We start from the raw sequence: 24,672 nt of genomic DNA, 5'->3' as shown, positions 1-24,672 counted from the left end.
TTTTCCAATAAAATTTTATATCATCACCAAAATCGATTTCCATGATAAATGATAGGGAGCGAGGACAAAGATTGTTACAACAACAATCATTAAAGGTTTTGAAATTTCATTTTATGAAGGATTTGTATTTGGCAAAGTTATTTCTGTTATTAACTTAATGAAAGGATATAGGCGTTGGGGCATATGTTATTGTTGGAGTGAAAATGGATTATGAAACCTTAGGATCAGATAATGGAATGATTATGGTGACTTGTAGTGGAACAGCAGTAAAACTGAAAAATTTTACTTAAATAAAAATTTTAACAGAAAAGTTGAACCGAACAGATTACTTTTCTTATTGCTCCAGGAGCAATTTTTTGTTAAAATGAAGTCAATAGAAAAAAACAGTGAAAAGGAATAGTAGAAACGATTTTTTTTGAGAGAGTGCATGGTTGGTGGGAATGCATAAAAAAGACTTTCGAACTCGCCTTTAGAGTTGCTTTGTTGAAATTAAAGTAGACAAAGACGTAGCACCTGCGTTAAGGGTATGAGGAGTCTGCAATCATTCTGTTAACAAAAGAATGATTGGAGAAAACATAGGTGGTACCACGAATAATTAATTATTTAGTCGTCCTATGAGTACAGATAGTAATCTGCATTCATAGGGCGATTTTTTGTTTTTAAAAAGAGATGAAAGAGGGATAAATATGAGCTTTAATCATAAAACGATTGAAAAAAAATGGCAAAAATATTGGGCTTCTAATAATACATTCCGTACAACAGAAGATGCTGAGAAGAAAAATTTCTATGCATTGGATATGTTTCCTTACCCATCAGGACAAGGATTACATGTAGGACATCCAGAAGGGTATACTGCGACTGATATTCTTTCTCGTATGAAACGGGCTCAAGGATTTAATGTATTGCACCCAATGGGATGGGATGCATTTGGGCTTCCAGCTGAGCAGTATGCATTGGATACTGGAAATGATCCAGCGGAATTTACAGCTCACAATATCGAAACGTTTCGCCGTCAGATCAATTCATTGGGATTCAGCTATGATTGGGAGCGCGAAATAAATACAACAGATCCTGACTATTACAAATGGACACAATGGATTTTCACTAAATTATATGAAAAAGGTTTAGCTTATGAAGCAGAGGTAGCTGTTAACTGGTGTCCGGCTTTAGGAACGGTACTAGCTAATGAAGAAGTGATTGATGGGAAAAGTGAACGTGGAGGACATCCAGTTTACCGCAAACCAATGAAACAATGGATGCTGAAAATTACGGTTTACGCTGACCGTTTGTTGGATGATCTTGACTTAGTGGATTGGCCTGAAAGTATCAAAGATATGCAACGCAATTGGATTGGGAAATCAATTGGAGCAAATGTTGACTTTAAAGTTAAAGGAACGGATCATAAATTTACTGTCTTTACGACACGCCCTGATACATTATTTGGAGCAACTTACAGTGTAATGGCTCCAGAGCTGGATTTAGTTAAACAAATTACTACTCCGGAACAAGAAGCAGAAGTTAACGCTTATATTGAAAAAGTTAGCTTAAAAAGCGATTTAGATCGTACAGACTTAAACAAAGACAAAACAGGAGTGTTTACAGGTGCCTATGCAGTTAATCCAGTAAATGGGAAAGAAATCCCGATTTGGATTGCAGATTATGTCTTGGCTTCATATGGAACAGGAGCGATTATGGCTGTTCCAGCTCATGATGAACGCGATTATGAATTTGCTAAAACGTTTGGACTAGAAATCATCCCAGTACTTGAAGGTGGAGATGTAGCACATGCTGCATTTACAGAAGATGGTCCACACATCAACTCTGGCTTTTTGAACGGGCTTGGCAAAGAAGAAGCAATCGATAAAATGAATGAATGGCTAGAAGAAAATGGTGTTGGTAAAAAAGAAACGACGTATCGTTTGCGTGATTGGCTATTTGCTCGTCAACGTTATTGGGGTGAACCTATTCCCGTTATACATTGGGGAAATGGCACATCAACAACATTACCTGAATCAGAATTGCCATTGATATTGCCTAAAACAGATGAAATCAAGCCAAGTGGAACAGGAGAATCTCCATTAGCAAACATTACTGAATGGGTAAATGTAGTAGATCCTGAAACAGGAATGAAAGGCCGTCGCGATACAAATACAATGCCGCAATGGGCTGGAAGTTCATGGTACTTCTTGCGTTTTATCGATCCTAAAAATAAAGAAATGTTGGCTGATCCTGAGAAATTGAAACAGTGGCTTCCTGTTGATATCTATATTGGTGGGGCTGAGCATGCGGTATTGCACTTACTGTACGCACGTTTTTGGCATAAATTCCTTTATGATATCGGTGTAGTTCCAACAAAAGAACCATTCCAAAAGTTATACAATCAAGGAATGATATTAGGTGGAAACAATGAAAAAATGTCTAAATCAAAAGGAAATGTTGTAAACCCTGATGATGTTGTCGAAAAATTTGGGGCAGACACATTGCGTATGTATGAAATGTTTATGGGACCATTAGATGCTTCGATTGCTTGGAGTGAAAACGGACTTGAAGGAAGTCGTAAATTTCTGGATCGCGTATGGCGTTTGATCATGGATGAAAATGGTAAAGTACGTGACCGCATCACGACATTTAATGATGGATCTTTAGATGTGGTTTATCACCAGACTGTTAAAAAAGTAACGGAAGATTTTGAAAATTTACGTTTCAATACGGCTATTTCTCAAATGATGGTTTTTGTTAATGAAGCATATAAAGCAACTGCTTTACCAGTAGATTACATTAAATCTTTTGTTCAATTGCTAGCACCAATTGCTCCGCATATGGGAGAAGAACTATGGGCTAATTTGACTCATAGTGGTGAAAGTATTTCTTATGTTGCTTGGCCAACGTTTGATGAAAAATTCTTAGTTGAAGATGAAATCGAAGTTGTTTTCCAAGTAAATGGAAAGTTAAAAGCAAAAGCTCAAGCTTCAAAAGAAATTTCTAAAGAAGATTTAGAAACATTAGCTATGAATAACGGAAAAATCAAAGAAGCGATTGAAGGAAAAACAATTTGTAAAGTTATTGTTGTTCCTGGAAGATTGGTAAATATTGTAGCAAACTAACTATTTCATATAGATGATACTTTAGTTGTATTGCACGTATAGAAAGGGGATGAGACTTTGGTCTTGTCTCCTTTTTACTTATTTAATCTGAACAGACTTTAATTTTTCTTTAAAGTTCGATTTTAGAGGGGCATTAAGCATTGCAACCCACTTACTTAAGAAGTAAAATAGAGCTTGATATACAAAAGGATGAGAGTAGGTTTTTGAGTCATGTCAAAAGACACAGTCAGTGATAATAAAATTGAACAACCAATAAAAGAAATAAGTTCCAAAGATAAAATGATTAATGGATCAGCTTGGATGACAGGTGGAAGTATTTTATCCAGATTATTAGGAGCTCTCTACATCATTCCTTGGATGGCTTGGATGGGGAATCAAGATATAGCAGAATCTGCGAATGCTCTTTATACAATTGGATATACGCCCTATGCATTATTTTTAAATATTGCAACAGCTGGTGTACCTTCAGCAATTGCTAAACAAGTTTCTTATTACAATAGTTTAAATGAATATGAAATAAGTCAAAATATTTACAAAAAAGGGCTACAAATCATGGCTGTTACAGGTGTTATTTCAGCGTTGATAATGTATGTTGCGGCACCATTTATAGCAGCAAGCAGTCCAAATATATCTGTTGATAATGCAACACAAGTTATTCGATCGCTAAGCTGGGCATTGTTGATTATTCCTTGTATGAGTGTAACACGTGGATATATCCAAGGGCATCACGTGATGAAGTACTCAGCAATTTCACAATTTATTGAACAATTAGCGCGTGTTATTTTTATGCTTGCGGCTGTTTACTTAATTCGTCAAGTATGGAATGGTTCTGTAGTAAATGCTGTGGCAGCTTCTACATTTGCAGCCGTTATCGGAGCTGTATTTAGTATTGGGTACTTGTTTTACATTATCTGGCGTAAAAAGCCCGAGTTGGATGAAAGAGCAGCTCAGAGTTTGAATAAAGTTTCTATTTCTACAACCGAAATTTTTAAATCGATTATTCGTACAGCTGTTCCTTTTATTATTATTGGTTCAGGTATTACTCTTTTTCAGATGATCGATCAATTTACTTTCCAACAAATTATGACGTCTATCTCTGAATTATCGCCAAAACAAATTGTGAATAATTACGGAGTGGCTTCAGGTAATGTCAATAAGCTAATCATGATCGTTATTTCCTTTGGAGGATCAATGGCCATTACCTCTGTGCCTCTGATTTCTGAGTTAATCGCAAAAAATGATTTGAAAAAAATTGCCCGTCAAATTAGTGATAGCTTGCAGTTATTTTTCTTTATCATGTTGCCTGCTTCTATTGGAATGATGATAGTAGCGGAACCTTTATATACAGTTTTCTATGGGTATAGTGCTTTTGGCACTACAGTACTACAAGTTGCTTCTTTTATGAGTTTATTCTTAGGTTTATTCGTTCTTATGGGGTCAACTATGCAAGCTGCAAATCAAACAAGACCTGCACTTTTGGCTCTTGTAGTTGGTTTAATTGTAAAATTAGCCATGCAATATCCAATGCTGGCATTAGCTGGTACGAATGGAATGTTTCTTTCTAATATATTTGGCTTTGGCGTTACAGTCTTATTGATGCTAAGAAAAATGTACAAGGTTACTCGTTTTGATATCGGATTGATTTTAAGACGTGTTTTATTGATGTTGATCATTACTTTAGCAATGGCTGCTGTAACATTTGCAGTTAAAGAAGTTCTTTACTTAGTGATTGATCCAAAAAATCGTACTAGTGCACTTTTTGTGATAGCCATATCAGCTGGATTTGGTGGATTTGTTTACATGTATGCCTCTTTAAAAACCCGTTTAGCGGATCGTTTATTAGGAGCTCGTGTCGCGAGTATGAGAACCAAGCTACGCATCAAATAAAAGGAATTAGTTGGAACCCTTATAAGGCTTCAACTAGTTCTTTTTACTTGAAACATATGAAATTGGAGGAGCGTAAATGCGATTAGATAAATTACTAGCCAATATGGGCTTTGGAACAAGAAAAACAGTGAAAAATGTTTTGAAATCTAAAGAAGTCACGGTAAATGGAACCATTGAAAAAGATGGTAAAACGCAAGTGGATCCAGATAAAGATGTTATTTTTGTTTCTGGAGAAGCTGTTCATTATCAAGAATTTGTATACTTCATGATGCATAAACCTCAAGGAGTTGTCAGTGCAACAACAGATAATTTACATGAAACGGTGATTGATTTGTTACGGCCACAAGATCAAGTGTTTGATCCGTTTCCTGTAGGAAGATTAGATAAAGATACAGAAGGATTATTGCTATTAACTAATGATGGAACATTGGCGCATAACTTGCTTTCGCCAAAAAAACATGTGGATAAATGTTATGAAGCGATTGTAGAAGGCCTCGTGAATGAACAAGACGTTCAGTTTTTCAAGGATGGTATAACGCTGAATGACGGGTTTATCTGTCAATCAGCTAAATTAGAGATTCTATCTAAAGATCTTGAAAAAAAACAATCTCTTATTCAAGTCACGATACATGAAGGGAAATTTCACCAAGTAAAACGTATGTTTGAAGCAGTAGATAAACCAGTCAATTATTTGAAACGATTGTCTATGGGCAAGCTGCAACTAGATGAAACAGTAAAGTTAGGCAACTATAGGCCTCTAACAAAAGAAGAACTAGAGTCGTTAATTGATGCATAAGAAAAAAGAGGAAGCTGAGTTTTCATGTCAGCTTCCTCTTTTTAAGTTCGTTAATAAAAATCAGATCTATCTGGAGATTCCGTAGGTGGAAAATCATCTTCAATTTCTAAATCGCCATCCTTGACGATGCCTGGATCTAAATCAGTTTCGTCATAATCAAATTCTAAATACTGATTTCTAATGGAACGCGGTTGACGTTCACCTCGAGCTAAATCAGAAGGAGCATCTTCAAAGTAGAAATCTGTAGGAAAAATACCAGCTGCATCTTCTTCCATAGTATCTGTATCAATAGGGTATGGTGTGACGCTACTGCCGGCAATAGAAGCTTCATTATCTAGAAGAACAACGATATCACCTTGTGCAATAGCATCTTTATAATCCGCAAAACTATCTTCACGATGTTTTAGTGAATAAAGTTTTGTATCATCATCAGAACCTGAAGAAAAGACAGCTTTTATTTTATCTCCTAGTGAGTTGTCAGTAGCTGTTTTAGAGGGCTGAATAAATACATCTATATCGGTTTGAGTGCGAATCGATTGGCCTGTTTTAGCATTTGTCACTAGCGTAATAGATTCCTTTAAGCTGCCTTCAGATAAGAGTTGATCGACTTTTTGCAAAGCTGCTGCTTCAGATGAGTAACTTCCAATAACGCTTTTTGCCATATATATCACTCCTCTTTCTCCTATAAATAATTTAACTGTTATTTAGTTATAGTGAGTATACTTGTAAAGAAAAGAGAATACAATTAATAAGGTAAGGCTAGCCAATCGGAATAAATAGAATGAAGAAATAACTATTTGACAAAAATTTAATTAGCTTGATGAACACCCTTAAAAAATAAATTTTGTGGAAAATTCTTTCATTGCAAAAGGAATAGACTCGATAATTTGTGAAGGAAGCACAACATATTGTTTTTTTGCTAAATCATCTCCAAGTTTACTGTGTAGAAAAACAGCGGTAATGATTGCAAAACGATAATTTTTAAATTGAGCACTACAACCTGCTATCATGCCGGCTAATGTATCTCCCATGCCACCAGTTGCCATTGCAGGATTTCCAACACTATTTTTCCAAACTTCATCTAAAAAATAAATTTCAGTTCGAGATTGTTTCAAAACAACGTTCGCTTTTAGTTCTTTTCTGGCTTGGATATTTAAAGTCTCATTTTGCTCAGCAGGTTTTAAGCGAGAGAGTTTTTGCCATTCTCCTAAATGAGGTGTATATGTTGTTTTAGCTACAGGTGTTTTTAAATTATTTTTAGCCATTAAGGCGATGGCGCTGCCGTCAATAATCAACCGTTGTTCTTTTGTGACAGTCTCTAGAACAGACTTCAAAATTTTTAGTGACTCTGCAGAGAGACCCAGTCCAGGTCCAATGACGATTACTGTAGCTGTTGACAATTGTTTAAGCAAACGATCTTCATTGTACATGTCAATTACCATTGCTTCGGGAAGCCGAGCGTGTAAAGCGGCATGGTTCACCTTAGATGTGGCCACTGTGACTAATCCAGCCCCACTATAGACAGCCGAGCTAGCTGTGAGGATAATTGCTCCACCCATATCTTCATTCCCACCTATCACAAGTACACGCCCATAATCAGCTTTATAGCTATCTTTACTTCTTTTTGGGATCATACCTTGAATTGTTTCTCTATTTATTTCTTTCACTTAAGACCCTCCATTAACGACAAATAATTTGTAATATGTTCCAATTGATTATAGAACGAATAGGTATTTTTTGCACGAATCTTTCTTTGTAGCAATAGTGGAATAAAAATTAAGACTAGTCGTTGGTCTTAGAATCGAAAAGTGATATGATAGACGTGTTGATAAAATATTAAGGAGTGTTGTATAAATGGCAATTGATTGGAAAAAAGAAGCTGCTAATCGAAAAGAAGATTTTTTAGCAGACTTAATAGAATTACTTAAAATTGACAGCGTCCGTGATGATACAAAAGCTACATCCGATGCACCAGTAGGTCCGGGACCGAAAAAAGCGTTGGAAGCATTCTTGGCTTTAGGAGAAAGAGATGGCTTTGTTACTAAGAACGTGGGAAATTTAGCTGGGCATATTGAATACGGTGGTGGAGACGAAACAATGGGTGTTTTTGCTCACGTGGATGTAGTACCAGTTGGAACAGGATGGGAAACTGACCCATTTAGTCCTGTAATCAAAGATAACCGTATCTATGCTCGTGGTTCTAGTGACGATAAAGGACCTGGTGTGGCTGCATATTATGCGTTGAAAATGATTAAAGATTTAGAACTTCCAGTATCTAAAAAAATTCGCTTTATTATTGGAACAGATGAAGAAAGCGGCTGGATGTGCATGGATCATTATCTAGCACATGAACCGATTCCAGATTTTGGTTTTTCACCAGATGCAGAATTTCCTATCATTAACGGTGAAAAAGGAATCTTAACTGTCTATGTTAATACAAAAGGAAATAATAAGGGTGGAAAAAATGAGTTGATCAGTTTTGATGCTGGTTTGCGTGAAAATATGGTACCACAAGATGCTACTGCTATTTTTACAACTCAAGAAGCTGAACAAATTGAAAAAGACTTTTATGATTTTGTTGAAGTTTCTCCAATTACTGGAACGATAAAAGTAGTTGGTCATCAAGTTACGATTGAAGTAGGAGGAAAAGCGGCTCATGGTATGGCTCCACATCTAGGTGTTAATGCTGGAACTTATCTAGCTGCATTCTTAAACCGCTATTCATTTGGTGGAGATGCTAAAAACTTCTTACAACTAACAACAGAATATTTACACGAAGATACAAAAGCAGAAAAAATAGGATTGAACTATATTGATGACATTATGGGAGATGTGACAATGAATTCAGGGGTATTTACGTTTACACCTGAAGACGGTGGATTGATTGCAGTGAATTTTCGTTTCCCTAAAGGTGTGACACCTGAAGGAATCGAAATCAAAATGGAAAGCAAGCTTGCTGAATTTGGAGTAACACTTAGCCGAGGCAAAGAACAAATGCCGCATTATGTATCTGCTGAAGATCCACTAGTGAAAACATTACTAGACGTTTACCAAAGACAAACTGGTCTAGAGGCTCATGAACAAACAATCGGTGGCGGAACGTATGGACGCCTGTTAGAGCGTGGAGTAGCTTATGGGGCAATGTTTCCTAACAGTATTGACACAATGCACCAAGCCAATGAATTTATGGCTATTGATGACTTGATGAATGCAATGAGTATATACGCAGAAGCAATCTACGAATTGATTAAATAAATAATTAAAAAAAACAAGATCTCTCAAAAGAGATCTTGTTTTTTTAAACTTTCATTTTTAATTGTTGGGCAAGTTGATAAGTTCGTTCCAAGAGTATTTTTTCAGCATCAATGACTGGAAATTTTCTTAATGGATCATGGCTATTAGTTAAGGAGAGTTCGGTGCATCCAAGCAGTGTAATATCGCTCCCCAATTGCTGAAATTCTTCGAGAATTTCTTCATAGAGTAAGAGATTGATGATAGCTTGTTCTTTTATATAAGTATAAATTAATTCGTTGATCTTATGTTGCAAGGTAGCATTGGGCAGGATAACCTCATATCCATTAAAGAGAAGTTCACGTTCGTATAATTGACTGTCTAATGTTCCTTGAGTTACCGCTAATCCGATTTTTTTTGTAGTATTTAAAGGGATCGAGGCTACTGTTTCTTTAATCATATTGACGATAGGAATAGAGGTTGCATCTGTCAAATCGTTAATAAAATAATGGGCAGTGTTACAGGGCATAACAATAAAGTCAGGTTTTAAGACATTCAGTTGCTCAATATCTGCTAATAATGCGGGTAGGGGATTAGGGGCTGAATTATCAAGAATATACGATGTTCGATCAGGAATTTCAGCGTGATTGAACAACATGTAATTAAAAAAATCTTGATCCTTTGTAGGGGTGTGCCTTTTGTTTAATTCAATTAAAAAATTAGTGGTAGCCAATGTACCCATGCCGCCTAAAATAGCAAAGAAATTCTTCATGACTAAGACCGACCTTTCTATTAATTAGATAGGATCATAAAGTTGAGTAAGTTGAGGATAAGCTTTAAACTTCTTGAAATAATTTAATGTAGCAATATTTACGTACAATTTTCGTTTCATACTTGGTTCTTCTTGACTTGCTAAAGGATGGTAAACTTCTTTGGATTTGTACAATTGTTTGACGATTTTTTTCAATTCTATTGATTGAATGTTATCCAGTAATAATTTTTTTGGAACGGTCGAATACAGAATTTGTTTATCTGCTACAGAATAGTCAATAGGACTATTTTCAATAAAGTCTTTAACATAATACATAGCGGTATTTTCCCCGGCAGCAGTCACATAATAATTGCTGCGTCCAAGGCGGGCATTCAGTTCGAAAAATTTATATGTTTGATCACGCGAATCGTATTTGACATCATAATTAGAAAATCCAGTCCATCCGGTAGCTTTGACCAATTTTTTTACGTCTCGAACAATTTGATCGTCATTTTTTGTTAAAATAGCAAGGTGATTTCCAATAGCTGATGGGGTGTGGTCTTCAAGTAGAGTTTGGCCAAACGAAATAACTTTCACTTCACCTGTCCTATGAGAAGAATAGACAGTAGCAACTCCGACAAAGGAATCATCTCCTGCAATATACTCTTGCAAGATAATTTCATCATCGTATCCATTATTTTTCATATTTTGGATGATTTTTTTGTAAGTCTCTTGATTTCTACAAATATAAACCTTTTCTTTACCAGGAAATTCAATTGAATGGTATTTCATACTATCAGTAGGTTTGATGATAATTGGAAAATCAAATGGCAATTGTGCTTCATAATCTGTTATTACTAAGGTTTTAGGGTAGGGAACTCCTTCTTGTTCACAAATTTTATAAAAGCTTGCTTTATTTGTTGCGGGATAAAAGAGTTCTTTATCCACATAAGGGATAACACAACTATTAGGAAATAGCGTTTTATGATTGATGATCAATTCAACGTAATTGTCTGTGCTGGCCAGAATGATTTTTCTTTTATTGGGGTAGCGGTCTTCAATATCGGTTAACAAGTTAACTAGAACTTTTGGTTGCATCATGTTAGGCTCAACTATATGGTCAATAAAGATAGAATGATCTATAGGCCCAGTAATCATCGTACACAAAACAAGAGAAGTTGTCTTGTAAGCTTCATAAAATGACCTTGCTGTACTATAGGCACCTAGATTGCCTCCTAAAATAATGGGAATAAAAGGCTGTAATTCAATAGCAGTTGGCATAAGTAAACAGTCCTTTCAAGGAAAAAGATAAGAGATAGTAAGCATTGAGGATGTCAAACGAAGATAGTGGTCTATTTTATAAAAACGTTTTCTTAAATGACAAAATTATAGCATGATTATCTGGTAAAAGCGAAAGATATGTAAAAGAGACGAAAAGGAAAGAGTTTACTTTTTTGCTGGGTTATGAAAAAATGACATAAGAGTACACAAACGATGAATGAAAGAACAGGAGGAGTTTTAGTGGATTTAAATTTGGTAGGTAAAACAGCTTTAGTATTGGCATCTAGTCAAGGATTAGGTAAAGCTATAGCGACAGAATTAGTAAAAGAAGGAACGAATGTTATGATCGCTAGTCGAAACTATGAAAAACTACAAAAGGTTCAAAAGGAATTGATGACTTTTGGAAAAGGAAAGATTGCCTTTTGCCCCACTGATCTTACTAAAAACGAAGACATTCAACAACTCATAGAAGAAACACACAAAAATTTTGGCAAAATTGATATTTTGATTAATAATGTTGGGGGGCCACCCTCTGGTTCTTTTGAAGATTTTTCAGATGAAGATTGGGAAAATGCTTTTCATTTAAATTTATTAAGCTACATTCGAACGATACGAGCAGTTTTGCCGGATTTAAAAGAAAAAGGAGGAAAGATTATTAATATTGCTTCTTCTTCCATCAAGCAACCAATTTCGAATTTGATTCTTTCAAATACGTTTCGTTTAGGAATTGTTGGTCTTAGTAAAACGTTAGCAGAAGAGTTAGGGCCATTTAATATTTTAATCAATACGGTTGCGCCAGGACGAATAGCAACAGATCGTATAACAACTCTAGATGAAATTACAGCTAAAAATAAAAATGTATCTATGGAAGAAATTACAAAAAAAGCTCAAGAAGCTATTCCACTTGGCCGTTATGGAACACCGGAAGAATTTGCAAAATTTGTTGCTTTTCTTGTATCAGATGTAAATACGTACGTTACTGGATCATCTTTAATGATCGACGGTGGAAGTATCAAAGCGATTTAGCAAAAAGATTAATTTTAAACTATTGAATTATACTTTCAGTGTAACCTGGACAGATTTTAAGCAGTTGAACGTTTTAAAGGAGGTTCTAAAATGCTGATAAGTGTCATCATGCCGGTGTATAATACAAGCTCATCCCTAGGAGATGCTGTGAAAAGTGTATTGCAGCAAAGTTATCCTGAATTTGAGCTGATCTTAATTAATGATGGTTCTTCAGACAGTTCTCCAGAAATATGTGACCTATTAGCGAAAACAGATAAGCGTATTAAAGTTGTTCATCAAGAGAATAAAGGATTATCAGCAGCTAGAAATAAAGGTATAGAAGTAGCTTCAGGTGACTTTATTGCCTTTATTGATAGCGACGATCGATTTGATAATGAGGCTTTTTTGAACTTTTATGAAGCGAGTGTTCAACACAAAGACATGACTTTGTATGTCATGAATTTTGATAAAGTATACGGCAATATCAGTCTACCTAAAAAGAAAAATAAAAATAAAGTTATCGTTGACAAAAATGAACTCATTGAACTGATTTTTAATTCTTCTGGGGTAGCTTTCTATACGTGGAATAAAATTTATCATCATAGTTTGTTTCAAAAAATAGCTTTTCCAGAGGGAAAAATCTTTGAAGATATCGTGACCACTTATCAATTAGCAAAAAAATCTAGTAAAACTGTCATAACAAGCGAAGTTGGTTATCATTATGTGAGAAGTTCGAATACAATCGTCAGTAGTAGTTTTTCACCAGAATATTATGATATTCTAACCGAGACAGAACATTTATACGCATTACTAAAAATAGATTTTCCACAGTTAAAACATTTAGGTTTGCAAAAACTGATGGAAAGTATGATTTCTGTAGGGTTTAAATTAAGCCAGGCTCCTGAGAATATTGATACTGAAGTCTTTAAACAAAGGCTTCAACAAGACATTCGGCTTTATCAAGAAGAAATAGCTAACGATAAAAAAATTCCAATTTATTATAAAGTTGGCATAAAATTCTTGCAGGATAATAACAGTTTGTATAAAGAAAATTATAAAGCTATTCTAAAAAAGCGAATTATAGGAAATTCATCTGAGACAGAAGATAAGTCTTTGTAATGAAAAGAAAAAGTTGTTATTTATTTTGACTGAAATTTCAAAATAAATAACAATCACTATTCATTTTTGGTAAACTATAGGAAATCATCTGCCTGAGGAGGCTGGAAGAAATGCAAAACTATAAAACAAGAAGTGAATTAAAAAATGATACAAAAGCGTTGCTTAAGGGAAGATGGAAAGATGCTATTCTATTGAACATTATTCCAACAATAATTTCAATCCTTATTACTTTACTCTTTGCAGCTTTGGTAATTGCATTAGTTAATTATTCTGATGCAGGTTCTAATTATTGGGTAAATAATTCTATGATGTCTGACGATGGAACTGGAAATGGAACAAGCAATATTGGTAGCGGAATTTTATCAACTCTCTTTACAGTGGGTATTTCATTTACATTTTTAGATTGGTTTAGAAATCCCAGTATGGAGATTCAACCAGTAAAAATGGGATTACAAGTATTTTCGAAAAAATATTTTCTTAGAGTACTGTTGATTTATATTATATCCACTATTTTTACTACTTTATGGACCTTGTTATTTATTATTCCAGGAATTATAAAATCGTATGCGTACTCACAAGCTTACTTAATATATAAGGATCGTTCTAACCTATCACCCAATGAAAAAATTTCTTCTCTAGACTGTATTACGGAAAGTAAAAACTTAATGAAGGGTCATAAGTGGCGTCTTTTTGTCCTTGATCTAAGTTTTTTAGGTTGGGGTATACTATCTATTTTATCTCTAGGTATAGGGTTATTATGGCTACTTCCTTACCAAAATGCTACAAAAGTTGCATTTTATGAAGATTTGATTCAATCTAATTAATTTTAGGAAAGATGGACCGCCAAGGCTGGCTGTCCATCTTTTTTTAAATAAAATAGGAAACTATTATGGACTAATGGTAAAATGAAAAAGTGAATATAATGCGAAAATAAAGAGGGATTTTAATGGTACTTATACTAAAAAAATTAAAAACTACAGAGATTGTACTAATAGTGTACTATTTTTTTAAATGGTTATGGTATAGCAGTTTAGTAGGGATAGGAGTAGGGAGTTTATCCGCATTTTTTCTTATCAGTTTAACATTTGTAACAAATACTCGTATGACATTTCCTTGGCTACTTTATTTATTGCCACTGGGTGGAGCAGTTATTAGTGGGTTGTATTGGAAACTAGGAGGCAATGCTATACGAGGCAATAACTTGATCATTCAAGAAGCTCGTGGTACTAATAAGGAAGTAGAATCGATTCCCAAAAGACTGATTCCGCTTACTCTTTTTGGAACATTGGTTACCCATCTATTTGGTGGGTCTGCTGGACGAGAAGGTACTGCGGTCCAAATGGGAGGAACATTGGCCGATGCGGTAGGTCGCGTGTTTCATATGGCAAAAAATGAAAGACGTATTTTATTAATTGCTGGAATGAGTGCTGGTTTTAGTTCTGTTTTTGGAACCCCTATAGCTGGAACATTATTTGCTATGGAGGTATTAGCTATTGGTTTTGTCCGTCAAGAGGCACTATTTCCAAGCTTATGGGCAGCGTTGGTCGGCAATTGGGTGACGACTTTTCTTGGTGTTTCGCATACGCATTATAGTATGGGGATTATACCTGAAGCAACTTCTGGTCTTATTATTAAAATAGTTATTGCAGCCATTCTTTTTGGATTTACTGGACGTTTATTTAGTTGGACTACACGAATGACAAAAGTTATTATGTCTAACTGGTTCAATAATCCGGTCATAAAAAGTTTTATTGGAGGAATAATCGTTATTCTTCTTGTTATCCTTGTTGATACTAGAGAGTTTCTAGGTCTAAGTCTGCCTTTAATTGACCAAGCGTTTCTAGGGGGAAGTGGTCCGTTTGATTCCTTGGGTAAATTAATTTTTACAGCTGTTACATTAGGTTCTGGGTTTCAAGGAGGAGAAGTGACACCTTTATTTACGATTGGGGCCACTTTAGGCAGTACACTCGCTCAGCTTTTCCATATTTCGATTCCTTTTTTAGCAGGGCTTGGATTTATTGGTGTTTTTGCAGCTGCAAGCAATACACCAGTTGCCTGTTTTGTTATGGGATTAGAAATTTTTGGTTCTGGAGCATTGCCTTATCTCTTTTTGACATGTGTAATCAGTTATCTCTTTTCAGGTAATCAAGGTATTTACGAAACTCAGCAAGTCTACTTACGTAAAGGAACTCTTTTTGAAGAGGAATAACATTATCAAAATTGGGAAAAGAGAACTCAAAAACCTACCCTCCATGCAGTATTGAGCAAATGATTTTTAGTGAAAGCCGATTACTGTTACTATATAAGCATAGGTTGATATGGAATTGAGGTGATTCATTTTATGGTAGAAAGAACTAAGCAAGTTGAAATTTTCTTATTTGTTAATCCAATTTGTAAAGCTTCTTTGAAAATGGAAGATGAAGTGCTTAAGTTTGTGGATGCTTATGAAGAAAACACACAAATAACAATTTATCCTTATCTCAACAAGCAGACTCTTTACCGATATATGAAAGAAAATGATTTTCCAACTGAAATAGCAGTATGGAATAAGCTATATAATGAAAGTTTTCACTTATCGTTGGCTTTTATCGCAGCTACTATCCAAGGAAAGAAAAAAGGTAGAGAATTTTTACTGGCTATTCAACAAAAAATGATTATTCAAAAAAAAGGTCTTTCAAAAGATTTACTAATTGAGTCAGCTGAACAGGCTAATTTAGATATGGAAACGTTCTTGTTTGATTTCCATTCTCCGTTTGTTCAATATCTATTTGATCTTGACCAAGATGTTTCAAGTTCTATGGGAGCAACAGATACACCATCCTGTTTATTGATAACAACAGGTGACGAAAAAAAAGCAACATTAATAGAAAGATTTGTCACAGCAGAAGATTTGTATCAGTTAGTTTAAAAAAATGAGGCTGAACTACTCTAAGTAAGTGTAGTTCAGCCTCATTTTATTCTAGTAACATGGTGACGTGGATAACACCGGATTCAAGGTAAGGATCCGCGATTTCTTTAAAGCCAAATGAAGCATAGAAATCTTTGATGTATTCTTCAGAATTTAATTCAATTGCTTTTTCTGGGTAATGCTCTTGGCAATAGGTTAGTGCATTATGGAATAATGTACGAGCAAAGCCTTTTCCGCGACTCTTTTCTGTAACGAGAACACGTCCTATACGAATATTTCCATTATCAGTGACGAATATGCGGGAATAAGCAAGTAAATCTCCATCCTCAATATAAGAAATATGTATGCTGTCAGGATCTCTACCATCAATGTCCTGGTAAGGAGATTGTTGCTCAAAAACAAAAATTGCACTGCGTTCTTTTAAAAATAAATACAGTTCTTCTTTGGTCAATTCATCAAACGTTTTGTATGTCCACATAAAGGTAGCTCCTGTCGCTTTGGATTATAGGAAGTGTTACTAAACGCTGCAACTATTCTTCCTTGTATATTTTCTCAAAAAAACCTCCGTATTGCAATCATGTTTTTTAAAATAACTGTAGGGCAGAATAGTGAAATTGGTCTAGGTTTATTTATTATTTAGTTGACAAATAATAAATGGATTGATAGTATGTGTCTATACCGATGTAAGACTTCACTTACACTGAAGTAAAAAAATAAATTAAGAAAGGAAGAAGCCTAATGAAAAAGATGAACTGTTTAGACGTGTGTTGTTGTTTATGTTGTATAGACCACTCATGTCGACAAGTGACATCTTTTAATCAAGCTTCTTCTTTTTTGTGAACACAACTATTTGCTATACTTGATGAATTGCTGTTAGGAAACAGTTTATGAGTAGGTGTATTGAAATGGCTTTCATTAGAAGAAACTAAATTAAATTAGATGATTTGTGCATGAGTGTAAAACTCATGCACTTTTTTTGTCCCTTTTTTAGAAATTGAGAATAAAGATAAGGAGAAAAAATATGCTATTCAGAAAAACACAAGACTTGATAGGAAACACTCCATTGTTAGAAATTCAAGGTTTCGACCTACCAAATAAGAGTAAAATATTTGCAAAATTAGAAATGTTCAATCCTGGTGGAAGCATCAAAGATCGCTTAGGAGTCAAATTAATAAAAACAGCTCTTGATACAGGGCTAATAAACAAAAATACAACGATTATTGAACCCACTGCCGGGAATACAGGCATTGGGTTAGCATTAGCAGCTCAAGAATTTGGATTAAGAGTTGTTTTTACAGTACCAGAGAAATTTAGTCAAGAAAAACAAGAATTAATGAAGGCCCTTGGAGCGGAATTAATTTTTACACCTACTGAAAAAGGCATGATTGGAGCAATAAAAAAAGCCCAATCGTTGGCTGAAGAAATTAAGAATAGCTATATCCCAATGCAATTTGAAAATCAAGCGAATCCATTAACTTATTATGAAACCCTTGGACCAGAAATTATAAAAGATATGGATGGGCAAGTGATTCATTCTTTTGTAGCTGGGGCAGGTAGTGGTGGAACTTTTATTGGAACTGCAGCTTATTTAAAAGAAAACAATTCTTTGACCCGTACACTTATCGTTGAACCTGAAGGATCGATTCTAGGTGGTGGAATGCCTCATGGACATAAAACAGAAGGGATAGGAATGGAATTCATACCTAAGTTTTTAGATAATTCATTAATTGATCACGTTTATACGATTTCTGATGAGGAAGCTTTTTACTATGTTAAACAGTTAGCCGCAAAAAATGGGTTGTTTGTTGGAAGTTCAAGCGGAGCAGCGTTTGCTGCCTGTTTAAGAGAAGCCAAAGTGTTACCTGAAGGAAGCACGATCATTACAATTTTCCCAGACAGTAGTGAGCGTTATTTAAGCAAAAAAATATATCAATAGGAGAGTGTCAAAAATGAAAATGAAAACGAAGTTAATCCATGGTGGTATCAGTCATGATGAAGCAACAGGTTCGGTAAATGTACCCATTCATCAAACATCAACCTATAAACAAGAAAAAGTAGGCAAACACAAAGGGTATGAGTATTCAAGAACAGGAAATCCTACTCGTTTTGCAGTAGAAGAATTAATCAAGGACTTAGAAGAAGGCGTTAGAGGTTTTGCTTTTGGGTCAGGTTCAGCAGGGACACATACGGTGCTGTCATTATTTTCTAAAGGAGACCATATCATTGTGGGAGATGATATTTATGGAGGAACGTATCGTTTAATGAATAAAGTACTTGTGCATCTTGGAATAACATTTACCACGGTAGATACAAGTGATTTAAGCACTATTGAACCAGCTATTCGTCCAGAAACTAAAGCAATTTTTTTAGAGACACCAACCAATCCTTTGCTAAAAATAACCGATATCGAGGCTGTAGCTAAAATTGCAAAAGAATCTAACTTGATAACGATTGTTGACAATACTTTTGCTACGCCTTATCATCAACGTCCGCTTACACTAGGAGCAGATATTGTTGTTCATAGTGCCTCTAAATACTTAGGCGGACATAGCGATATTGTTGCAGGATTAGTTACGACGAACAATGAAGAACTAGCTGATAAAATTGGCTTTTTACAAAATGCAATCGGCGGAATTTTAGGGCCGCAAGATAGCTGGATTTTACAAAGAGGGATTAAAACGTTAGGCATCAGAATGGAAGAACATGAAAAAAATGCTCAGGAAGTAGTGCGATACCTAATCGATCATTCGAGTATTGAAAAAGTCTATTACCCCGGATTAGAGAACCATCAGGGTCATGAGATTGCTAAAAAACAAATGAGTGGTTTTGGTGGAATGATTTCATTTGAATTAAAAGAAGGATTTTCTGCTAAGAACTTTGTCGAAAAACTAATGATCATCACACTAGCCGAAAGCTTGGGAGCAGTTGAAAGTTTGATTGAAATACCTGCTTTGATGACACATGGATCTATTCCGAAAGAAGTTCGTTTAAAATCAGGAATAAAAGATGAATTGGTTCGTTTGTCCGTTGGTTTAGAAGATATAGAAGATCTCATTGATGACTTGGATCAAGCATTAGCATTTGTATCGAAAAACAAAGGAGAATAAAAAGTATGGGACGTGAATTTTTAGATATTTTTACAGACTGGTCAAGTGACTATGATGATTTTGTTGAAGGGAATGACCCAGAATACAAAGCTGTTTTTGAAGGATACAGTAATATCTTGAAAGAGATTGTTCAAAGAAGTGGAATGAATGTTTTAGAATTTGGGATTGGAACTGGAAATCTAACGCAGCGTTTACTCTCGTCAGGCAAATGGGTTTTCCCAATAGAACCTTCTAAAGAAATGCGTGAATTAGCTAAAAAGAAGTTACCAAGTGAAATCATGATTTATGATGGGGATTTACAAAACTATCCAAAACCGACAAGGCAAGTGGATACCATTGTTAGTTCCTATGTGTTCCATCATTTGACAGATACAGAAAAAGGAATTGCTTTGAAGAAGTACGCTGATCAACTTGAAAAAGGAGGCAAAGTTGTCTTTGCCGATACGATGTTTGAATCACAAGAAGTCCTCAATCAAAAAATTGTACAGGCTAAAGAACATAAATTTTATACATTAGCAGATGATTTAGAACGAGAATATTATACTCTCATTCCAACTTTATTAAATCTGTTCAATCTAGCAGGATTTAACGTATCTATTGAGCAAATGAATGAATACGTTTGGATAGTTGAAGGTGAGAAACAAGTTTAAATATTGAAGAAACAAAACGACACTAATTCATTTAGTGTCGTTTTATTTTTCTTTTTAGATTTCCTATTAGTAAATAGTTTTAACAACAATCAGTAGTCGTGAATAAAATTTGACGTTTATCCCAAAAAAAAAGTTTGTGAAAGCGTATTTCTTCTTTTAAATGATTTTAAATGCGGTATAATAATTATATTGTTAAAAAGATAACAAACTAAAGGTGGTAAATAAATAATGGAAACTCAAAACACTGGCTTAATGTACAACATTGAAAAAAGTATTATGAAAAAACAAAATTTATTTGATAACAGTAAATCACGTTATTTTGTACGTGCGATGTTAGCTTGTTTATTCTTAACATTGGGAACAGCAGTTGCTGTGATGATTGGCCAAGCAGGTGAAGAGATTGTGCCTGGCCTAGGTAAAATGCTTTATGCGTTTATGTTTAGTTGGTCACTCGTCATGATTATTTATATGAATGCTGAATTAGGGACTTCAAATATGATGTATATGACAGTTGCGGTCCAACGGAAGTGGCTAAAGCCTAAAAAAGCGTTAGCGATATTATTTTATTGTATTTTATTCAACTTAATTGGTGGAATTATTGCAAGTTTAGTTATATCTTTCACATATAAGTTCCATGCTCTTCCGAGCGATCATTATCTTTTCACAGCAGTGGCTGGAAAACTAGCTAAAACTCCTTTACAAGTTTTTTCTGAAGGTATATTTGCAAATATTATTGTTAATACAGCTGTCTTTTGTACCATACGAATGAAAGATGATGCTGGAAAAATCATTGCCATGATTTTTATTATCTTTATTTTTGCTTATTTAGGTTTTGAACACGTTATTGCGAATTTTTCATCGTTCTCATTGGCTTTCTTTGCTTCTGGCGGAACGGTTCCAGGTATGACCATAGGAGCTGTAGCAATAAATTGGATCTTAGCTTTACTAGGTAATTATGTTGGTGGAGCATTAGTGATTGGATTGCTGTACTCTTGGTTGAATAAAGACCAAACAGAGTATGTTGATTAAAGAATAGCAATGTAGGAAAAACTGATACGATGGTGTCAGTTTTTTTTTTGTATACTTATTGAGTAGGACTAATGATTGACAGAAGATAAAGATTAACTACATAATAAGGGTCAATAAGTAAAAAAGGAGTGATGAATGATGAAATTGGTAAAGAATATACAGGATAAGTTTCAAGGAATCATTCAAGCGAGCAGAAGGTATCCGTTAACAGTTGTATTTTTACTTGCTCTTGCAGTGCTGAATGCTTATTTGATTCAGCAAGAAACAGATACTTATCCAAGCTATGTTTATAGTTTACTAGTTGGTATATTTTTGAGTGCGGTAGCACAACAAATTTACGAACGCTTTTTTGAAAAAAATTCGCAACGCATCCTATTGATGTTTGGTGCAATTATTTTAACAATCGTTTATTATTTTACAGTTGGTTCTGCAGCTGACTATGATCTTGAGAGGACTATTAAAACAGGTATTATCTTTTTTATACTAACTATTGCATTTATATGGGTTCCGACTATAAAAAATGAAATTACGTTTAATGAAAGTTATTTATCCGCTTTTAAAGCTTTTTTTACGACAGTCTTATTCACACTTGTTTTGTATGCAGGAATTGGATTTATTCTATTAGCAATTAATCAGTTACTATTTTCAGTAAATTATAAAGTGAATTTGCATGCAGTTAACTTAGTGCTTTCGTTATTTGCACCTATCTTTTTTCTATCTTATACACCTTTATATTTAAGCAAAAAGGATGAATCATCTTTAACACCTAAAGAACTGACAGCTAAACTGAAACAACTAAAAAGTGACGTTTCAGTTCCTAAGATGCTTGAACTGTTGATTTCATATATCATCATTCCGTTAACAACAATTTTTACAGTTATTTTATTGATCTATCTTTTACAAAATATTACGGGAGAATTTTGGATCAATAATTTGCTAGAGCCCATATTGGTTTCTTATTCGATTACGGTTATAGTAGTGTATGTTTTAGCAAGCAATATAGAAACAAAGTCAGCTATTCTTTTTAGAAAAATTTTTCCGAAAGTTTTGATTCCCATTGTTTTATTCCAAACGATTGCATCTGTTTTAAGAATTCAAGAGACAGGATTAACTTATGGACGCTATTACGTTATTATGTTTGGCTTATTTGCTACAATAGCTGGAGTTCTGTTCAGTATTTTACCTATTCGAAAAAATGGCTGGGTTGCAGTGGTACTTATGATACTTTCGTTGATTTCAATTGTACCGCCAATTGATGCATTCACTATTAGCCGTGTGTCACAAACGAATTTATTAGAAAGCACACTTGAACAAAATCAGATGTTGGAAGGAAATTCCATTGTTCCAAATGCTGCTATTCCTAAAGAGGATAAAATCAAAATCAGTCAAATGGTCTATTATTTAATAAGTATGGATTACAATGAAGAAATCGAGTGGTTGGCGCCCTATAATCAGTTACTATCCTATCAATTTGAAGAGGTATTTGGTTTTCAACCTATCTATGACGAAAACGGTTTTTTGAATGAACAATCTGTGCAAGACTCTTATTATGCTTCATTAGATTTGGAAGATAGTCCTGTGATTTCAATTGAAGAGTACGATAAGATGCTTATCTTTTCTTACTATGATTCCAGCATACAACCAAGAATTGAGGTTGAAGTGGATAATGAGGGATATACAGTATACACTGAAGAAATAGATGGAAAAGAAAGTCTTATTTTAAGTGATGAAAGTGATGAAAGTGATGAAAGTGATGAGTCTATTATGAGCATTGATCTTCAAGCAACAATGGAGGAAGTTGCTTCGACTAGTGAAACTGAGAATATGCTCACAATTAATGAAGCAACAGTGAAAACTGAGAATGAAGAAGCTGAAATGACTATAGTATTTACCTCTATTAATATTTACGACAGTCAGTATGATGCTGAATTTTATCTATTTATTGATATCAAATAAATAAGGTGAAAAACGTGATCGATTCTTTAGGAATCGATCACGTTTTTTGGTTGATTAATTAGAGCTGAACGAAAAATAATTAGTTTTTTAAAGAACCTGTCATTCCGGCAACGAAACTCTTTTGCATCATCAAAAAAAGAATTAAGGTTGGAAGAGTAGCAATGACGATGGCCATCATTTGAACGCCGTAATTGGCTACATAAGAAGCTGAAGAAAGGCCAGAGATCAGAAGAGTCATTGTGTATTTGTCTTCAGTCTGTAAGATGATTAAAGGTAATAAGTAACTATTCCATGAATTCATGAAGGCATAAATAGCAGCTGCTGCATAAGTTGATTTCATCATTGGAAAAACCAACTTAAAGAAAATTGTATAATTTCCAGCACCTTCTATTTTTCCTGAATCCATAATATCATCTGGAAATGATTTAAAGCTTTGTCTAAAGAAAAAAATAAGAAAAATATTAGAGATATAAGGCAAAATCACAGCTAAATGTTGGTTAACTAAATTCAGTCCAGCCATCATTTTAAACAATGGAATGACGAGAGTAGCAAATGGAATCATCATAAACAGTAAAAGGATAGAGTAGATGAGTTCACTTCTACGAGTGTTGAATTTTTCAAAACCAAAAGCAGCCATTGAGGTAACTAACAAGCTTAGTACAACAGTGACGAGAGAAATTTTTAGCGAGTTCCACATAATCAACGGAATGTTGTAAGCACCTAGTAATTCACTAAGATTGTTTAAAAAATGAGTTCCTAGAGAAAGCTTTCCTTCAGCAATCTGATTAGAGGTATTTGTTGCTCCTGCAATCATCCAATAAAAAGGGAATACGGAAATAAATGAACAGATAATTAAAAAAGTATATTTAAAAAAAGTTAATGATTTTGATTTCATACTTCTACACCCCTGACTAATATGAAATTATTTTCGATTTGTAATAGTTAATTGAATAATGGATAGTATAGCTACGATGACTACTAATGCCCAAGATAAAGTAGCGGAGTAACCAAAGTTGGAAGTATAGACAAAGGAATGGTTGTAAATCAGTTGAGCTGCAGTTAATGTTTCGTTTGATGGTCCACCACCGGTTAAATTTACTACTTCATCAAATAACTGTATCGTACCAATAGTTGAAGTAATAGTTGTAAAAACAATAACAGGTTTAAGTTGTGGGATAACAACTCGAAAAAATTTCTGGAAAGCATTTGCTCCATCTATTTCAGCAGCTTCTAAAGTATCTACGGATATATTTTGAAGACCAGCAAGATAAAAGACCATATTATAACCTGTCCATCTCCAACATAAAGCAATAATGATGGTAACTTTTGCCCAAAAAGGACTATTTAGCCAATCAATGGGAGATTGAATCAATCCAATTGTCAGCAGAAAATTATTAACGACTCCACTAACTTGAAACATCATTTTAAATAGAACTGCATAGGAAACTAAAGAGGTAACACAAGGCAAAAAAATAGCTAATCTAAAAAAGGTTTTTCCTTTTAAATTAGGTGAATTTAAAAGGAAAGCTAAAAGTAATCCTAATAGTAGCATAATAGGAACTTGGAAAATCAAATAAATAAAATTGTTCATTAATGCTTTTCCAAAGACGTCATCTTGAAACATGCGAATATAATTTCCAAATCCAGTAAAGACTGAATTAAGACCTTTATAGTTGTGAAAGGAGATATAAATAGAATAAAAAATAGGGTAAAGCAAAAATACTGAACTGAAGATAACGGCAAAAGATATAAATTTCCATAAATCAGATCTTTTTGATTCCTGTTTTGATTTCATAAGTTTCACCTCCATACATATTAAGAAAAGACTGCGGTCAGTAAGAATAATAC

Annotated in this window: 22 protein-coding genes and 1 other annotated feature; of the genes, 15 read left to right on the top strand and 7 right to left on the bottom strand. The window is 34.4% G+C overall.

The window, feature by feature from the left end:
- Positions 1–203 precede the first annotated feature (203 nt).
- The 4 genes from ACKI3H_RS09485 to ACKI3H_RS09470 all read left to right on the top strand — a co-directional run bounded on the left by ACKI3H_RS09485 (position 204) and on the right by ACKI3H_RS09470 (position 5,787).
- Complete coding sequence (locus tag ACKI3H_RS09485; protein WP_407372015.1) at positions 204–290, top strand: hypothetical protein; 87 nt, start codon at positions 204–206, stop codon at positions 288–290.
- An 87-nt stretch (positions 291–377) separates the two neighbouring features.
- Positions 378–618: a binding site (T-box leader), on the top strand.
- A 68-nt stretch (positions 619–686) separates the two neighbouring features.
- A complete protein-coding gene (gene leuS, locus ACKI3H_RS09480) occupies positions 687–3,104 on the top strand; it encodes a leucine--tRNA ligase (RefSeq protein ID WP_407372009.1) in 2,418 nt (805 codons plus the stop codon).
- 210 nt (positions 3,105–3,314) lie between these two features.
- Complete coding sequence (locus ACKI3H_RS09475) at positions 3,315–4,991, top strand: oligosaccharide flippase family protein (protein ID WP_407372008.1); 1,677 nt, start codon at positions 3,315–3,317, stop codon at positions 4,989–4,991.
- A 76-nt stretch (positions 4,992–5,067) separates the two neighbouring features.
- Positions 5,068–5,787 (top strand): pseudouridine synthase, encoded by a 720-nt coding sequence (locus tag ACKI3H_RS09470; protein ID WP_407372007.1) that lies wholly within the window; start codon positions 5,068–5,070, stop codon positions 5,785–5,787.
- A 50-nt stretch (positions 5,788–5,837) separates the two neighbouring features.
- On the opposite strand, the gene ACKI3H_RS09465 is transcribed toward ACKI3H_RS09470, so the two are convergent.
- Together ACKI3H_RS09465 and ACKI3H_RS09460 are read right to left on the bottom strand one after the other, a co-directional pair.
- Complete coding sequence (locus tag ACKI3H_RS09465) at positions 5,838–6,449, bottom strand: general stress protein (protein WP_407372006.1); 612 nt, start codon at positions 6,447–6,449, stop codon at positions 5,838–5,840.
- Positions 6,450–6,617: 168 nt separating this feature from the next.
- A complete protein-coding gene (locus ACKI3H_RS09460; protein ID WP_407372005.1) occupies positions 6,618–7,454 on the bottom strand; it encodes an NAD(P)H-hydrate dehydratase in 837 nt (278 codons plus the stop codon).
- Positions 7,455–7,641: 187 nt separating this feature from the next.
- Between ACKI3H_RS09460 and pepV the strand changes: the two genes are divergently transcribed.
- Positions 7,642–9,042 carry a dipeptidase PepV gene (pepV, locus tag ACKI3H_RS09455; RefSeq protein ID WP_407372004.1) on the top strand — a complete coding sequence of 467 codons (1,401 nt, stop codon included), beginning with the start codon at positions 7,642–7,644 and terminating at the stop codon, positions 9,040–9,042.
- Between the two features lie 43 nt (positions 9,043–9,085).
- Here the strand turns inward: pepV and ACKI3H_RS09450 are convergent, their stop codons facing one another.
- Positions 9,086–9,790 carry an amino acid racemase gene (locus ACKI3H_RS09450; protein ID WP_407372003.1) on the bottom strand — a complete coding sequence of 235 codons (705 nt, stop codon included), beginning with the start codon at positions 9,788–9,790 and terminating at the stop codon, positions 9,086–9,088.
- A gap of 24 nt (positions 9,791–9,814) precedes the next feature.
- Positions 9,815–11,050, bottom strand: coding sequence for a carbamoyl phosphate synthase-like protein (locus ACKI3H_RS09445; RefSeq protein WP_407372002.1), 1,236 nt, complete (start codon positions 11,048–11,050; stop codon positions 9,815–9,817).
- 240 nt (positions 11,051–11,290) lie between these two features.
- Here ACKI3H_RS09445 and ACKI3H_RS09440 point away from each other — a divergent pair, with 240 nt between their 5' ends.
- The 5 genes from ACKI3H_RS09440 to ACKI3H_RS09420 all read left to right on the top strand — a co-directional run bounded on the left by ACKI3H_RS09440 (position 11,291) and on the right by ACKI3H_RS09420 (position 16,082).
- Positions 11,291–12,076: an SDR family oxidoreductase gene (locus ACKI3H_RS09440; RefSeq protein WP_407372001.1), complete on the top strand. Its 786-nt coding sequence runs from the start codon at positions 11,291–11,293 to the stop codon at positions 12,074–12,076.
- A gap of 90 nt (positions 12,077–12,166) precedes the next feature.
- A complete protein-coding gene (locus ACKI3H_RS09435) occupies positions 12,167–13,174 on the top strand; it encodes a glycosyltransferase family 2 protein (RefSeq protein ID WP_407372000.1) in 1,008 nt (335 codons plus the stop codon).
- Between the two features lie 110 nt (positions 13,175–13,284).
- Positions 13,285–13,998 (top strand): DUF975 family protein, encoded by a 714-nt coding sequence (locus tag ACKI3H_RS09430; protein WP_407371999.1) that lies wholly within the window; start codon positions 13,285–13,287, stop codon positions 13,996–13,998.
- 122 nt (positions 13,999–14,120) lie between these two features.
- The gene (locus ACKI3H_RS09425) at positions 14,121–15,383 is read left to right on the top strand and encodes a chloride channel protein (protein WP_407371998.1); all 1,263 of its coding nucleotides are present in this window, start codon (positions 14,121–14,123) and stop codon (positions 15,381–15,383) included.
- Between the two features lie 132 nt (positions 15,384–15,515).
- Positions 15,516–16,082, top strand: a complete 567-nt coding sequence (locus ACKI3H_RS09420; protein WP_407371997.1) for a DsbA family protein — start codon at positions 15,516–15,518, stop codon at positions 16,080–16,082.
- 46 nt (positions 16,083–16,128) lie between these two features.
- On the opposite strand, the gene ACKI3H_RS09415 is transcribed toward ACKI3H_RS09420, so the two are convergent.
- Positions 16,129–16,560 carry a GNAT family N-acetyltransferase gene (locus ACKI3H_RS09415; protein ID WP_407371996.1) on the bottom strand — a complete coding sequence of 144 codons (432 nt, stop codon included), beginning with the start codon at positions 16,558–16,560 and terminating at the stop codon, positions 16,129–16,131.
- Between the two features lie 543 nt (positions 16,561–17,103).
- Between ACKI3H_RS09415 and ACKI3H_RS09410 the strand changes: the two genes are divergently transcribed.
- The 5 genes from ACKI3H_RS09410 to ACKI3H_RS09390 all read left to right on the top strand — a co-directional run bounded on the left by ACKI3H_RS09410 (position 17,104) and on the right by ACKI3H_RS09390 (position 22,824).
- Complete coding sequence (locus ACKI3H_RS09410; protein WP_407371995.1) at positions 17,104–18,018, top strand: PLP-dependent cysteine synthase family protein; 915 nt, start codon at positions 17,104–17,106, stop codon at positions 18,016–18,018.
- A 13-nt stretch (positions 18,019–18,031) separates the two neighbouring features.
- Complete coding sequence (locus tag ACKI3H_RS09405) at positions 18,032–19,189, top strand: cystathionine gamma-synthase (protein WP_407371994.1); 1,158 nt, start codon at positions 18,032–18,034, stop codon at positions 19,187–19,189.
- Positions 19,190–19,194: 5 nt separating this feature from the next.
- A complete protein-coding gene (locus tag ACKI3H_RS09400) occupies positions 19,195–19,839 on the top strand; it encodes a class I SAM-dependent methyltransferase (RefSeq protein ID WP_407371993.1) in 645 nt (214 codons plus the stop codon).
- 228 nt (positions 19,840–20,067) lie between these two features.
- Positions 20,068–20,868: a formate/nitrite transporter family protein gene (locus ACKI3H_RS09395; RefSeq protein ID WP_407371992.1), complete on the top strand. Its 801-nt coding sequence runs from the start codon at positions 20,068–20,070 to the stop codon at positions 20,866–20,868.
- A 138-nt stretch (positions 20,869–21,006) separates the two neighbouring features.
- Positions 21,007–22,824 (top strand): DUF4153 domain-containing protein, encoded by a 1,818-nt coding sequence (locus ACKI3H_RS09390; protein WP_407371991.1) that lies wholly within the window; start codon positions 21,007–21,009, stop codon positions 22,822–22,824.
- Positions 22,825–22,903: 79 nt separating this feature from the next.
- Here ACKI3H_RS09390 and ACKI3H_RS09385 read toward each other — a convergent pair whose 3' ends face one another.
- Positions 22,904–23,719: a carbohydrate ABC transporter permease gene (locus ACKI3H_RS09385; RefSeq protein WP_407371990.1), complete on the bottom strand. Its 816-nt coding sequence runs from the start codon at positions 23,717–23,719 to the stop codon at positions 22,904–22,906.
- A 27-nt stretch (positions 23,720–23,746) separates the two neighbouring features.
- Entirely contained in the window at positions 23,747–24,619 is an 873-nt protein-coding gene (locus tag ACKI3H_RS09380; protein ID WP_407371989.1) for a carbohydrate ABC transporter permease, read from the bottom strand.
- Positions 24,620–24,672: the final 53 nt, after the last annotated feature.

Origin of the sequence: Carnobacterium sp. (assembly GCF_045617425.1) — a bacterium.
GTDB lineage: Bacteria > Bacillota > Bacilli > Lactobacillales > Carnobacteriaceae > Carnobacterium_B.
This window is presented reverse-complemented; position numbering and strand designations above follow the sequence as displayed.

What these genes read in the sequence shown, in the direction of transcription:
- ACKI3H_RS09385 (WP_407371990.1), bottom strand. Translation starts at nt 23,719, where the DNA reads ATGAAATCAAAATCATTAACTTTTTTTAAATATACTTTTTTAATTATC.
- ACKI3H_RS09395 (WP_407371992.1), top strand. Translation starts at nt 20,068, where the DNA reads ATGGAAACTCAAAACACTGGCTTAATGTACAACATTGAAAAAAGTATT.
- ACKI3H_RS09470 (WP_407372007.1), top strand. Translation starts at nt 5,068, where the DNA reads ATGCGATTAGATAAATTACTAGCCAATATGGGCTTTGGAACAAGAAAA.
- leuS (WP_407372009.1), top strand. Translation starts at nt 687, where the DNA reads ATGAGCTTTAATCATAAAACGATTGAAAAAAAATGGCAAAAATATTGG.
- ACKI3H_RS09420 (WP_407371997.1), top strand. Translation starts at nt 15,516, where the DNA reads ATGGTAGAAAGAACTAAGCAAGTTGAAATTTTCTTATTTGTTAATCCA.
- ACKI3H_RS09410 (WP_407371995.1), top strand. Translation starts at nt 17,104, where the DNA reads ATGCTATTCAGAAAAACACAAGACTTGATAGGAAACACTCCATTGTTA.
- ACKI3H_RS09475 (WP_407372008.1), top strand. Translation starts at nt 3,315, where the DNA reads ATGTCAAAAGACACAGTCAGTGATAATAAAATTGAACAACCAATAAAA.
- ACKI3H_RS09465 (WP_407372006.1), bottom strand. Translation starts at nt 6,449, where the DNA reads ATGGCAAAAAGCGTTATTGGAAGTTACTCATCTGAAGCAGCAGCTTTG.
- pepV (WP_407372004.1), top strand. Translation starts at nt 7,642, where the DNA reads ATGGCAATTGATTGGAAAAAAGAAGCTGCTAATCGAAAAGAAGATTTT.
- ACKI3H_RS09450 (WP_407372003.1), bottom strand. Translation starts at nt 9,790, where the DNA reads ATGAAGAATTTCTTTGCTATTTTAGGCGGCATGGGTACATTGGCTACC.
- ACKI3H_RS09425 (WP_407371998.1), top strand. Translation starts at nt 14,121, where the DNA reads ATGGTACTTATACTAAAAAAATTAAAAACTACAGAGATTGTACTAATA.
- ACKI3H_RS09415 (WP_407371996.1), bottom strand. Translation starts at nt 16,560, where the DNA reads ATGTGGACATACAAAACGTTTGATGAATTGACCAAAGAAGAACTGTAT.
- ACKI3H_RS09405 (WP_407371994.1), top strand. Translation starts at nt 18,032, where the DNA reads ATGAAAATGAAAACGAAGTTAATCCATGGTGGTATCAGTCATGATGAA.
- ACKI3H_RS09485 (WP_407372015.1), top strand. Translation starts at nt 204, where the DNA reads ATGGATTATGAAACCTTAGGATCAGATAATGGAATGATTATGGTGACT.
- ACKI3H_RS09430 (WP_407371999.1), top strand. Translation starts at nt 13,285, where the DNA reads ATGCAAAACTATAAAACAAGAAGTGAATTAAAAAATGATACAAAAGCG.
- ACKI3H_RS09400 (WP_407371993.1), top strand. Translation starts at nt 19,195, where the DNA reads ATGGGACGTGAATTTTTAGATATTTTTACAGACTGGTCAAGTGACTAT.
- ACKI3H_RS09380 (WP_407371989.1), bottom strand. Translation starts at nt 24,619, where the DNA reads ATGAAATCAAAACAGGAATCAAAAAGATCTGATTTATGGAAATTTATA.
- ACKI3H_RS09390 (WP_407371991.1), top strand. Translation starts at nt 21,007, where the DNA reads ATGAAATTGGTAAAGAATATACAGGATAAGTTTCAAGGAATCATTCAA.
- ACKI3H_RS09435 (WP_407372000.1), top strand. Translation starts at nt 12,167, where the DNA reads ATGCTGATAAGTGTCATCATGCCGGTGTATAATACAAGCTCATCCCTA.
- ACKI3H_RS09445 (WP_407372002.1), bottom strand. Translation starts at nt 11,050, where the DNA reads ATGCCAACTGCTATTGAATTACAGCCTTTTATTCCCATTATTTTAGGA.